The sequence below is a fragment of the Kineococcus arenarius subsp. arenarius genome (genome assembly GCF_050871845.1).
Taxonomy (GTDB): domain Bacteria; phylum Actinomycetota; class Actinomycetes; order Actinomycetales; family Kineococcaceae; genus Kineococcus.
Genome location: NZ_JBJLSE010000046.1, coordinates 18201 through 30294 on the forward strand (window position 1 = coordinate 18201; position 12094 = coordinate 30294).

At 75.0% G+C, this 12094-nt stretch carries 12 protein-coding genes and 1 pseudogene; 6 read left to right on the top strand and 7 right to left on the bottom strand.

Annotated features, from left to right (window positions below; genetic code table 11):
* Positions 1-45: 45 nt before the first annotated feature.
* Both ACRYM0_RS12390 and rsgA read left to right on the top strand, forming a co-directional pair.
* A complete protein-coding gene (locus ACRYM0_RS12390) occupies positions 46-1662 on the top strand; it encodes a methyl-accepting chemotaxis protein (protein WP_432505485.1) in 1617 nt (538 codons plus the stop codon).
* Between the two features lie 63 nt (positions 1663-1725).
* A complete protein-coding gene (gene rsgA, locus ACRYM0_RS12395; protein ID WP_432505487.1) occupies positions 1726-2811 on the top strand; it encodes a ribosome small subunit-dependent GTPase A in 1086 nt (361 codons plus the stop codon).
* A 2-nt stretch (positions 2812-2813) separates the two neighbouring features.
* Here rsgA and ACRYM0_RS12400 read toward each other — a convergent pair whose 3' ends face one another.
* Positions 2814-3923, bottom strand: a complete 1110-nt coding sequence (locus ACRYM0_RS12400; protein ID WP_432505507.1) for an adenosine deaminase — start codon at positions 3921-3923, stop codon at positions 2814-2816.
* Between the two features lie 60 nt (positions 3924-3983).
* On the opposite strand from ACRYM0_RS12400, the gene ACRYM0_RS12405 reads away from it, so the two are divergent.
* From ACRYM0_RS12405 to ACRYM0_RS12420, 4 genes are all read left to right on the top strand, one after another.
* The gene (locus tag ACRYM0_RS12405) at positions 3984-4547 is read left to right on the top strand and encodes a GNAT family N-acetyltransferase (RefSeq protein WP_432505489.1); all 564 of its coding nucleotides are present in this window, start codon (positions 3984-3986) and stop codon (positions 4545-4547) included.
* Positions 4548-4621: 74 nt separating this feature from the next.
* A complete protein-coding gene (locus ACRYM0_RS12410; RefSeq protein WP_432505491.1) occupies positions 4622-4858 on the top strand; it encodes a FitA-like ribbon-helix-helix domain-containing protein in 237 nt (78 codons plus the stop codon).
* Complete coding sequence (locus tag ACRYM0_RS12415) at positions 4855-5277, top strand: type II toxin-antitoxin system VapC family toxin (RefSeq protein ID WP_432505493.1); 423 nt, start codon at positions 4855-4857, stop codon at positions 5275-5277. Before ACRYM0_RS12410 ends, ACRYM0_RS12415 begins: the two co-directional genes overlap by 4 nt.
* A gap of 107 nt (positions 5278-5384) precedes the next feature.
* Complete coding sequence (locus tag ACRYM0_RS12420) at positions 5385-6245, top strand: aldo/keto reductase (protein ID WP_432505495.1); 861 nt, start codon at positions 5385-5387, stop codon at positions 6243-6245.
* 40 nt (positions 6246-6285) lie between these two features.
* Here ACRYM0_RS12420 and ACRYM0_RS12425 read toward each other — a convergent pair whose 3' ends face one another.
* The 6 genes and pseudogenes from ACRYM0_RS12425 to ACRYM0_RS12450 all read right to left on the bottom strand — a co-directional run.
* Positions 6286-6744, bottom strand: coding sequence for a DUF4190 domain-containing protein (locus ACRYM0_RS12425; RefSeq protein WP_432505497.1), 459 nt, complete (start codon positions 6742-6744; stop codon positions 6286-6288).
* A gap of 99 nt (positions 6745-6843) precedes the next feature.
* A complete protein-coding gene (locus ACRYM0_RS12430; RefSeq protein ID WP_432505499.1) occupies positions 6844-8130 on the bottom strand; it encodes a thymidine phosphorylase in 1287 nt (428 codons plus the stop codon).
* Positions 8127-8570 (bottom strand): cytidine deaminase, encoded by a 444-nt coding sequence (locus tag ACRYM0_RS12435; RefSeq protein WP_432505500.1) that lies wholly within the window; start codon positions 8568-8570, stop codon positions 8127-8129. Before ACRYM0_RS12435 ends, ACRYM0_RS12430 begins: the two co-directional genes overlap by 4 nt.
* Positions 8571-8584: 14 nt before the next feature.
* Positions 8585-9883: an ABC transporter permease gene (locus ACRYM0_RS12440; RefSeq protein WP_432505501.1), complete on the bottom strand. Its 1299-nt coding sequence runs from the start codon at positions 9881-9883 to the stop codon at positions 8585-8587.
* Positions 9880-11106, bottom strand: coding sequence for an ABC transporter permease (locus ACRYM0_RS12445; protein ID WP_432505503.1), 1227 nt, complete (start codon positions 11104-11106; stop codon positions 9880-9882). The genes ACRYM0_RS12440 and ACRYM0_RS12445 overlap by 4 nt, the downstream gene beginning before the upstream one ends.
* Positions 11103-11951 (bottom strand): annotated as a pseudogene (locus ACRYM0_RS12450) (ATP-binding cassette domain-containing protein); the annotation flags it as partial. The pseudogene ACRYM0_RS12450 and the gene ACRYM0_RS12445, both read right to left, overlap by 4 nt.
* Positions 11952-12094 lie beyond the last annotated feature (143 nt).

A 12094-nucleotide genomic window follows, 5' to 3' on the forward strand; every position in this document is an offset into this window, starting at 1 on the left:
TCCGGCCGATGAGAGGGGGACAGCCCCTGCGATCGAAGGACTCCCATGACCGCCACCGTCCCCGCCCGGAACGACCTCGGCACCTGGTGGCGCGACCGCGGCATCGCTGCGAAGGTCCTCACCGCCGTGGCCCTGGCCGCGCTGATCGGCGCCCTGGTCGGGGTGGTGAGCCTGCGCGCGCTGGGAGCGGTCGACACCCGCGCGGCCCGGATGAACACCGACGGTGCCGCGGCGATCAGCGCCGTGGACGACATCGCGATCCAGTTCCGCGAGGCGCGCGTGGACTTCCTCAGCCACGTCATCAGCCCCGACGCCGCCGCCCGGGCCGACCGGGAGCAGCAGCTGGTCGAGGACGACGCGGCCGTCGACGCCGCGCTGGCCGCCTACGCAGCCACCGGCGTGACCGAGGGCGCCGAGCACCTGGCCGCCTTCGAGGAGGCCTGGACCGCCTACGCCGCGCTGCGCGGCTCCGAGGGCCTGGACGCCAGCCGCGCGGGCGACATGGCGCGGGTGCAGCTGGTGCAGGAGCAGCTAGGCGCGCACACCACCACGATGAACGAGGCGCTCAGCGCGCTGCGCGAGATCGAGAACGCCGCCGTCGACGAGCTCGCCGACGAGGTCCACGACACCTACACGAGCAACCGCACCACTGTCCTGGCCCTGCTGCTGGTGGGCATCGTCGTGTCGTTGGCCGTCGGTACCGCGATCGCCCGCTCCATCGCCGCCGGCTTGGGCAAGGTGCAGGCCGTCGCCGACGGCCTGAAGGACGGCGACCTGACCCGCACCGCGGGCCTGACCTCCGCCGACGAGGTGGGCCGCACCGCGCAGTCGCTGGACGCCGCGACCGCGCAGCTGCGCGAGCTGGTGGCCACCATCGACACCGCCTCCACCGGCGTCGCGGCCTCCGCGCAGCAGATGTCGGCGATCTCCACCCAGATCGCCGCCGGCGCCGAGGAGACCTCCGCGCAGGCCGGCGTCGTCTCCGGTGCCGCCGAGGAGGTCTCCTCCAACGTCCAGACCGTCGCGGCCGGCTCGGAGGAGATGGGCGCCTCCATCCGCGAGATCTCCGCGAACACCGACGAGGCCGCGCGGGTGGCCTCCGAGGCGGTGCGCGTGGCGGAGTCCACCAGCCGCACCATCACGGCGCTGGGCGAGTCGTCCCAGGAGATCGGCTCGGTGGTCAAGGTCATCACCGCGATCGCGGAGCAGACGAACCTGCTGGCGCTGAACGCCACCATCGAGGCGGCCCGGGCCGGGGAGATGGGCAAGGGCTTCGCCGTCGTGGCCGGCGAGGTCAAGGAACTGGCGCAGCAGACCGCCCGCGCCACCGACGACATCTCCCGGCGCGTGCAGGCCATCCAGGCCGACGCCGGCGGCGCCGTGGGGGCCATCGAGGAGATCTCCTCCATCATCGGCCGCATCAACGACTTCCAGGTGACGATCTCCTCGGCGGTGGAGGAGCAGACCGCCACGACCGCGGAGATGAACCGCAACGTCGCCGCCGCCGCTTCGTCGTCGGGCGACATCGCCGCCAACATCGCCGGGGTGGCCGACGCCGCCTCCTCCACCGCCCAGGCGGTCACCGAGTCGCAGCAGACCAGCGCCGACCTCGCCCGCACCTCCCGGGAGCTGAGCGCCCTCGTGGCACGGTTCCGCTACTGACCTGCTCCCGGCACCGCGGAAAACCCCTCGCCCGCGGTGCCGGGAGTTCCTACCGTCGCAGGTGTGACCGCTTCCGCGCAGAGCAGGAGCGCCGCGCACCCGCTCGAGCCGTACGGCTGGGACGAGCGGTGGGAACAGGCGCTGGCGCAGCACCACCACGACCACCCCGGGCCCCTGGTGCCCGCCCGCGTCCAGCGCGCCCACCGCGGCGCGCTGGACGTGCAGACCCCGTTGGGGCCGCAGCGCGTGAGCGTCCCGCGCACCGCGCTGCCCGCCCCCACCACCGGCGACTGGGTGGTGCTGGGCCTGGCGGGAGCGGAAGCGGAACTCCTCGCGGTGCTGCCGCGGCGCACCGCCCTGACCCGCGCGGAGGTCTCCGGGCGCTCGGAGGAGCAGGTCCTGGCGGCGAACGTCGACACCGTGCTGGTCACCGTGGCACCGGCCCGGCGGGCGCCGCTGGGCCGCGTGGAGCGGTTCCTCGCCCTGGCGTGGAACTCCGGCGCCCGGCCCGTCGTGGTGCTCACCAAGACCGACCTGATCGAGGGTGCGGAACTCTCACGCGCCCTGGCCGACGTGGAGGCTTCGGCCCTGGGCGCACCCGTCCTGGCCGTGAGCGCCGAGCGCGGCGCCGGGGTCGCGGAACTGCGCGACGCCCTGTCCGGGACCGTGGCGCTCATCGGGCCCTCCGGGGCGGGCAAGTCCACGCTCGCCAACGCCCTGCTCGGCGAGGACCGCCTCGCCACGGGCGCGGTGCGCTCCGGCGACGGCAAGGGCCGGCACACCACGGTGCACCGCGAGCTCCTCCCGCTGCCCGGCGGGCTGGTCCTCGTGGACACCCCCGGCCTGCGCAGCGTCGGCCTGGGCGCGGAGGGTTCCGCCGAGAGCGTGCAGCGCACGTTCGCCGACGTGGAGGACCTCGCGGTGGACTGCCGGTTCGCCGACTGCACGCACACCTGCGAACCCGGGTGCGCGGTGCTGGCCGCGATCGAGGCGGGCGTGGTCGAGCGCCGCCGCCTGGACAGCTACCGCAAGCTCGAGCGCGAGCAGGAGTGGTTCGCGGCCCGCACCGACGCGCGGTTGCGGGCGGAACGCGCACAGCGGTGGAAGGTGATCCACAAGCAGCAGCGCGCGCACCGCCCGCGGGGCTGACGTCAGCCCTGCTCGCCCCCGCGCAACCGCGTGCGCGCCGCGTCGTACGCCGGGCGGATCACGTCGGACGCCAGCGCCAGGCGGTCGGGGAACGGCAGGAACGAGGCGGCCAGCGCGGTGATGGTGGCCCGTTCCACGTCCTCCAGCGTCCAGCCGGCCCCGTCGGCCAGCAGGGCGAACTCCCGCGAGAGCGTCGTGGCGGACACCAGCCGGTTGTCGGTGTTGACGGACACCGAGAACCCGAGGTCCTTCAGCGCGGTGGCGGGGTGCTCGGCGACGCTGGTGGCCGCGCCGGTCTGCACGTTGCTCGACGGGGCCAGCTCCAGCACGACGCCGCGGTCGCGCACCCAGTTCGCGACCCGGCCCAACCGGGCGTTGGGCATCCCGAACCGGTCGGTGCCGGCCGAGAACTCGATGTCCTCCACGATCCGCACGCCGTGGCCGATGCGCTGCGCCCCGCACGGGAACAGCGCCTCGGCGATGCTCTCCACCCCGGCGGCCTCCCCGGCGTGGATGGTGACGGGGAAGTTCGCCGCGTGCAGCAGGTCGAACGCCTCGCGGTGCCGGCCGGGCGGGAAGCCGTCCTCGGCGCCGGCGATGTCGTAGCCGACGACGCGGCCGTCGGGGTCGTCGCGGTGCCGCAGGGTCAGCTCGGCGATCTCCAGGGAGCGGTCGGCGTGCCGCATCCCCGTCAGCAGGGTTCCCACGCGGATGGTGCGACCGGCCTCGGCGGCCAGCCGCTCACCGCGGCGCATGCCCTCCTCCACGGCGACGACGACCTCGTCGAGGCTCAAGCCGCCGCGCAGGTGCTGCTCGGGGGCGTAGCGCAGCTCGCCGTAGACGACGCCGTCGGCGGCGAGGTCCAGGACGGCCTCGGTGGCCACGCGGGCCAGGGACTCCGCGTCCTGCATGACGGCGACGGTGTGGTCGAACGTCTCCAGGTAGCGGACCAGGGAACCGGAGTCGGCGGACTCGCGGAACCACTCCGCGAGCTGCTCGGGGTCGGTGGTGGGCAGGGCGTGCCCGTTGGCGGAGGCGATCTCCACGATCGTCTCCGGGCGCAGGCCACCGTCGAGGTGGTCGTGCAGGGACACCTTGGGCAGGGCGCGCATGTCGTCGAGGGTGCTCACCCCCCGATCCTGACAGCCTCACGCTCCTCCTAGCCTGCGGTCGTGTCCTGCCCCACCCCGGTCGCGCTGAGCGTGCGCGACGCCACCGCCGCCGACGCCGCCGCCTGCGCCGCCCTGTACGCCCCGTACGTGCGCGAGACGACGATCTCCTTCGAGTACGACCCGCCGGACGAGGCGGAGCTGGCCCGGCGCATCGCCCGCGCGCAGGAGCGGCACGCCTGGGTCGTCGCCGAGGAGGCGACCGCCGACGGCCCGCACGTGGTGGCGTACGCCTACGCCGGGCCGTTCTCCGGCCGCGCCGCCTACCGCTGGTCGTGCGAGGTGAGCGTGTACGCCGAGCTCGGGCGGCGCCGCAGCGGCGTGGGGCGCCTGCTGTACGGCGAGCTGTTCGCGCGGCTGGAGCGGCGCGGGTACCGCTCGCTGTTCGCCGGGGTGGCCGAGCCGAACCCGGCGAGCGCCGGGCTGCACGCGGCGATGGGCTTCGAACGCGTCGGCACCTACCGGCGGGTCGGCTTCAAGCACGGCGCCTGGCGGGACGTGACCTGGTGGCAGCGCACCCTGGGCCAGGACGGCCCGGCGGGAACGGCGCCGCCGGAACCGCGGTAGGGCCCTGGCGCGCCACCGCCCGAAGGACCACCTCTTGCTAGCATTGCCAGCAGGAGGTGGTCGTGGTGGCGGCGGTGAGCATCAGGGACCTGGACGACGGCGTCCGCGAACGGCTGCGCGTGCGAGCCGCTCAGCACGGCCGGTCGATGGAGGCCGAGATCCGCGCCATCCTGACGGACGCGGTGGCTCCACCCCCCCGGGCACAGGGGCTGGGCCGAGCACTGCTGTCGAGCTTCAGCGGCACCGGGGGCGCGGACCTCGAACTCCCCAGCCGCTCGGAGACGCCGCGCGCAGCGGACCTCCCCGCGTGATCGTCCTCGACACGAACGTGGTGTCCGAACTGATGCGCACGTCCCCCTCGCCCGGAGTCGTCGCCTGGATCGAACAGCAACCACCGGCCGAGGTGCGCACCACCGCCGTCACGGTGGCCGAGGTCCGGTACGGCATCGCCAGGCTGCCCGAGGGGCGCCGGCGCAACGCGCTGCGCGCCGCTGCCGATGAGGTCTTCAGCGTCTTCGCGGAGCAGGTGCTGCCCTTCGACGCCGCAGCAGCGGTGCACTACGCCGACGTCGTGACGGAACGGGAGAACGCCGGGACCCCGATCTCCGGCTTCGACGCCCAGATCGCCGCCGTGTGCCGGTCCCACCACGCACGTCTCGCCACCCGGAACACCGGCGACTTCACCGACCTCGGCCTGGACCTCGTGGACCCCTGGTCGACGACGGGGTGAACCCGGCGCCGGGAGCCCCGCTCGCCGGGCGGGCCGCCCGGGGCGGACGTAGCGTCGGCGCGGCGCCCCAGGGCGCCGCCCGAGCGTCTCCACGGGAGAGGAACCCCATGACCGTCGCGAACAGCGGCACCATCGACCTGGGCGGCAAGACCGTCCACCGCCTCGGCTACGGCGCGATGCGCATCACCGGCCCCGGGATCTGGGGGCCGCCGAAGGACCACGACGAGGCCGTGCGCGTCCTGCGCCGGTCCGTCGAGCTCGGTGTGACGTTCATCGACACCGCCGACTCCTACGGCCCGTTCGTCTCCGAGGACCTCATCAAGGAGGCCCTGCACGACGGGACCGGCTACGGCGACGTGGTCGTCGCCACCAAGGGCGGGCTGACCCGCCACGGCCCGGACGTGTGGCCGCCGCTGGGCCGCCCGGAGTACCTGCGCCAGTGCATCCTCATGTCGCTGCGCCGCCTCGGCGTGGAGCGGATCGACCTGTGGCAGCTGCACCGCATCGACGCGAAGGTGCCCCGCGAGGAGCAGTTCGGCGAGATCAAGTCGTTCCTCGACGAGGGGCTGGCGAAGCAGGTCGGCCTGTCGGAGGTCGACGTCGACGACGTGAAGGCCGCACAGGCCGCCGGGCTGCCGGTCGCCTCCGTGCAGAACCGCTACAACCTCGGCGACCGCCGCGCCGAGGAGCTGCTGGACTTCTGCACCGAGCAGGGCATCGCGTTCATCCCGTGGGCCCCGGTCGACGCCGGCACCCTCGCCCGCCCCGGCGGCCCGCTGGACGCGGTGGCGGGCAACCACCCCGGCACCACGACCGGCCAGCTCGCGCTGGCGTGGCTGCTGCGCCGCTCCCCCGTGATCGTGCCGATCCCCGGCACCTCCTCGGTGGAGCACCTGGAGGAGAACTGCGCCGCGGCCGACGTGGAGCTGACCGACGAGGAGTTCCAGGCCCTCACCGACGCCGCCTGAGCGGCCGGCGGGCCCCGGCGCACGCCGGGGCCCGTGGCGGTCACTCGACGGTCACACCGAGGTTGTCGTTGAACTCCTGCTGGCACTGCTGCTGCGCGGCGAGGTCGTCGCCGGCGTTCTGCAGGCACTCGGTGAGATCGGCCCCGCCGTTGTTCCAGAACGCCGTGCCGACGGCGATGGTGATCGCCAGGACGATGGCGCTGGCGATGACGGCGAGGACGCTGGTGACCACGCCGGCGATCGCCACGCCGCGGTTGGTGGCCAGGCCCCGCTTGGCGCGCTTCATCCCGACGATGCCCAGGATCAGCCCGATGATGCCGGGGATGATGCCGATGCCCAGGAACCAGCACAGCAGCAGACCGACGATGCCCAGGATGAGCGACGCCAGGCCGGCGCCGTTGCGGGGCTGCCCACCGTAGGGCTGCTCCTGGTACCCGCCGTACTGGTTGCCGTGCTCGTTGCCGTACTGGTTGCCGTACTCGTTGCCCGGCGTCGACATGTCGTCCCCTCGTTCCCGTCCGGTCGCGGCTGTCGTTCGGACGCCGATCGTGTCAGCTCCCGCGGGCCGCAGCACGCGGGGCGCGCGGGCCCGCCGGGCTCAGGCGGTGACGCGGCGGTGCACCAGCGGCACCGCGGCGGGCGCCGCGGCGCCGACCGCGAGACCGGGCTCCAGCGCCTCCAGCGCCCACGCGAAGCGCTCGGGCGTGTCGGTGTGCAGGGTCGCGATCCGCTGCCCGGCGCGCACCGCGTCGCCGCGCACGGCGTGCAGCTCCACCCCGGCTCCGGCCTGCACGGACTCCTCGCGGCGGGCGCGGCCGGCGCCCAGCCGCCAGGCGGCCACGCCCACGGCCATCGCGTCGACCTCGGTGAGGTACCCGTCGGCGGTGGCGAGGACGTCGTGGGTGTGCGCCGCGGTCGGCAGCGGCGCGTCGGGGTCGCCGCCCTGCGCGGCGACCATCCGCCGCCAGGCGTCCATGGCGCGCCCGTCGGCGAGGGCGTCGGCGGGGTCGACGGCGTCCAGCCCGACGGCGGCGAGCATCTCGCGCGCCAGCACCAGGGTGATCTCCACCAGGTCGGCGGGGCCGCCGCCGGCGAGGACCTCGACGGACTCGCGCACCTCCAGCGCGTTGCCGGCGGTGCGGCCCAGCGGGGTGGACATGTCGGTGACCAGGGCGGTGGTGCGCATGCCCGCGTCGGTGCCCAGCGCCACCATCGCCTCGGCGAGCGCCACCGACTGCGCCAGCTCCTTCATGAACGCCCCGGAGCCGGTCTTGACGTCGAGGACGAGCGCACTGGTGCCCTCGGCGATCTTCTTGCTCATGATGGAGCTGGCGATCAGCGGGATCGCCTCCACCGTGCCGGTGACGTCGCGCAGCGCGTAGAGCTTCTTGTCCGCCGGGGCGAGGTCGCCGGTGGCGGCGCAGATCACGGCACCGACGTCGATCAGCTGCTGCCGGATCTCGGGCAGCTCCAGCGAGGCGCGCCAGCCGGGGATGGACTCCAGCTTGTCCAGGGTGCCGCCGGTGTGGCCCAGCCCGCGCCCGGACAGCTGCGGCACGGCCGCCCCGCAGGCGGCGACCAGCGGGGCCAGCGGCAGCGTCACCTTGTCGCCGACGCCGCCGGTGGAGTGCTTGTCCACGCTGGGGCGGGGCAGGTCGGTGAAGTCCAGGCGCGAACCGGAGGCGATCATCGCCGCGGTCCAGCGGCTGACCTCCTCGCGGGTCATGCCGTTCAGGAACACGGCCATGGCCAGCGCCGACATCTGCTCCTCGGCGACCTCGCCGCGGGTGTAGGCGTCGATGACCCAGTCGATCTGGGCGTCGGACAGGCGGCCGCCGTCGCGCTTGGTGCGGATGACGTCGACGGCGGCGAACCGCTGGCTCACGGGTGGGGCTCCTCGGTGGGGTCGCTGGGGGCGGGGGTCCTGCGGGCGGGGTCGTCCAGGTCGTGCGGGCCGAAGGCGTCGGGCAGCACCTCGGTCATGGGCAGCACGCCGCGCGGGGTGTCCACCAGGAGCGTGGGACCGCCGAACTCGTACAGCAACTGCCGGCAGCGCCCGCACGGCATGAGCACGTTCCCGGCGCCGTCGACGCAGGCGAACGCCACGAGCCGGCCGCCGCCGCTCATCCGCAGCTGCCCCACCAGGGTGCACTCGGCGCACAGCGTCACGCCGTAGGAGGCGTTCTCGATGTTCGCCCCCGACACCACGCGCCCGTCGTCGACGAGCGCGGCGGCGCCCACGGGGAAGCGCGAGTACGGCGAGTAGGAGTGGGCCAGGGCCGCGCGCGCCGCGGCGCGCAGGGCCTCGAAGTCGATCCCGGGCACGGTCGTCTCCTCGCTCACGCCGGGTACGGCTCGCCGCTGGCCGCCGGGGGGCGCACCCGCCCGACGAAACCGGCCACGGCGAAGATCGTCGCCAGGTACGGCAGCGCGGACAGGAAGCTGGCCGGCACCGCCGAGCCGTACGGCAGGACGCCCACGAGGGTCTGCAGGGCGGCGAAGAAGCCGAACAGCAGCGAGGCCGCCACGGCGCCCTTGGGGGTCCAGCGCCCGAAGATGACCGCGGCCAGGGCGATGAAGCCCTTGCCCGCCGACATGTTCTCGGTGAACGGCCCGATGGTGCCGACCGACAGGAACGCCCCGCCCAGGCCGGCCATGCCGCCGGCGATGACGACGTTGACGTAGCGCATCCGCAGCACCGGCACCCCCAGGGTGTCGGCGGCCTTGGGGTGCTCGCCCACGGCCCGGGTGCGCAGGCCCCAGCGGGTGCGGAACAGCACGACCTGCAGCGCGACGATCAGCACGTACATGAGGTAGACGACGACGTTCGCGTCGAAGAGCAGCGGCCCCAGCACCGGGATCTCCGACAGCACCGGGATCGCCACCGGCTGCAGCACGCCGGGCGAGTTGTAGCGGGCGGTGTCGGACTGCATGAGCGCCTTGTACGCCCAGCCGGTGAACCCCAGGGCGGCGGCGTTGAGCACCACGCCGAGGATGACCTGGTTGACGCGGTAGCGGATCGCGAACACCGCCAGCAGCCAGCCGACCACCGCGCCGGACAGGACCCCGCCGACGACGCCGGCGCCGAGGCTGCCGGCCAGCGATCCGACGAGCGCGGCGGTGAACGCCCCGGTGAGCAGCTGACCCTCGATGGCGACGTTGACGACGCCGCTGCGCTCGCCGAGGACGCCGGCCAGCGCGCCGAGGATCAGCGGGGTGGCCAGGAACACCGTCGAGCGCAGCAGGCGCACGAGGTCGATGGAGGAGCCCTCGCCGCCGCTCATCGCCCACGCCAAGAAGGCCAGGACGAAGGCGACGACGGCGATCCCCGCCACCACGGGGGTGCGGCGGGAGCGGAACCCGCGGGCGAGCTGGTACAGCCCCAGCAGCGCCACCAGGCCGCCGAGGACGACCGGCGTGGCGGTGCCCGGCAGGGTCAGGTCGGGCAGCTGCACGGCGGTGCCCTCGCCGAAGCTGAACGTGGCGTCGCCCGGGCCGGAGCCCAGGCCCCAGCCCACGACGGTCACCAGGCCCACGAGGAGCAGCAGGACCCCGCTGACGCCGCGGGCGCGGCGCCCGGTGCGGGGCTCGACGACCTCGTGCGTCACGACGGCCTCCGGCCGTGCGGGCGCGCTCACCGGCTCCACCCCCCGGCCAGCTCGGTGCCGACGCCGCGGCCGCCGGCGCGCAGCCGGAACACGGCCCGCACGAGGGCGGGCGCGGCGATGAACAGGACGATGAGGGCCTGCAGCACCCCGACGAGGTCGACGGGCACGCCGGTGGCCGACTGCATCTGCACCCCGCCGGCGCGCAGGCCGCCGAACAGCAGACCGGCGGCGATGACGCCGTAGGGGTTGTTGCGGCCCAGCAGCGCCACGGTGATGGCGTCGAAGCCGATGCTGCCGGCGACGCTGCCGGTGACGCTGCCGCTGACGCCGAGGACCTGCGAGGCGCCGGCCAGCCCGGCCAGCCCCCCGGACAGGCCCATGGCCACGACCTGCAGCCGTCCCACGGACATGCCCGCGGTGCGGGCGGCGTCGGCGTTGGCTCCCACGGCGCGCAGCCGGAAACCGAGCCGGGAGCGGGTGAACAGCCAGTGCACCGCGACCGCGGCCAGCACGGCCAGCAGCAGGCCGGCGTGCACGCGCAGCGGGCTGCCCAGCAGCAGCGGCAGGGTGGCGTCGGCGTCGACCTGCTCGGAGATGGCCTGCCCGTACGGGGGGCGCTGGAACCCGCGCGTGGTGAGCAGGAAGTTCAGCAGGTTGATCGCGACGTAGTTCAGCATGATCGTGGTGATGACCTCGTGGGCGCCGGTGCGGGCCTTGAGCCAGCCGACGATCCCGCCCCAGAACGCGCCGCCGAGCAGGCCGCCGACCAGGGCCACGAGCAGGTGCAGCACCACGGGCAGGTCCCAGGTGAACCCGAGCCAGGCGGCGACGACCGCTCCGAGGACCACCTGGCCCTGCGCGCCGATGTTGAACAGCCCCACCCGGAACGCCAGGGCGACCGCGAGGCCGCCGAGGATCAACGGGGTGGCGTTGACCAGCGTCTCGGAGATCGGCCCGAGGGCGCCCTTGCCGGACAGGTCCGGGCTGTAGAGCGCACCCTCCAGCAGGGCGAGGTAGGCGTCGCGCACCGCGTACCAGGCGTTGGTGAACGTGTCCCACGGGTAGGTGAAGAAGTAGCTCGCCGCGGCGCGGGTGCCGGCGTCGCCGACGGCGATGAGCACCGCCCCCACCAGCAGCGCGCCGACGACGGCGAAGACGGTGACGAGCCACTCGCCGCCGGCGACGGCCCGGCGGCGGCCGACGGGGCCCGACGCCGGGGACGGACCCGGCCGGGCCGGGGCTTGGGTGCTCACGCGGTTCCTCCCTGCGGCTGCGCACCGGCCATGAGCAGCCCCAGCTGCTCGGGGTCGGCGTCGGGGCCGACCTCCCCGGCGATGCGCCCGCGGTACATGACGACGATGCGGTCCGCGAGGGCGCGCACCTCGTCCAGTTCGGTGGACACGAGCAGGACCGCGGCCCCGCGGTCGCGCTCGGCGACGATCCGCTGGTGCACGAACTCCTGGCTGCCGACGTCGACGCCGCGGGTCGGCTGGGCGACCACGAGCAGCCGCAGCGGCCGGGACATCTCCCGGGCCAGCACGACCTTCTGCTGGTTGCCGCCGGAGAGGGTCGACACGGGCGCCTGCGCGCTGGGGGTGCGGATGTCGAACTCCGCCACGCGGTCGGCGGCGTTGCGCTCCACCGCGGCGCGGTCCACGGCCGGGCCGGCGGAGAAGGCGGGGGTGTCGACCAGGTCCAGCACGAGGTTCTCGGCGATGCTGAAGGAGGCGACGAGCCCGTCGTGCAGGCGGTCCTCGGGCACGTAGCCCACCCCGCGCTGCAGCAGCCGGCGCACCTCCAGGCCGGTGACGTCCTCGCCGGCCAGGCGCACGGTGCCGGCGTCCACGGCCTGCAGGCCGACGACGCTGCGGGTCAGCTCGCTCTGGCCGTTGCCGTCGACGCCGGCGACGGCCAGCACCTCCCCGGCGCGCACCGCGAGGCTGACGCCGTCCAGCAGGACCGCGCCGCCCGGGTCGGTCACGCGCAGGCCGCTCACCTCCAGGACCGGCTCGCCCGGGGCGGCCGGGGCCTTGTCCACGACCAGGCGCACGTCACGCCCGACCATGAGCGCGGCCAGCTCCTCCTGCGAGGCGGGGGGGGGGGGGGGGGGGGGGGGGGGGGGGGGGGGGGGGGGGGGGGGGGGGGGGGGGGGGGGGGGGGGCGCGCGGGGGGGGGGGGGGGGGGGGGGGGGGCGCCGGGGCCGGGGCCCCCCCCCACGGCCCTGCTCGTCGACGTCGTCGC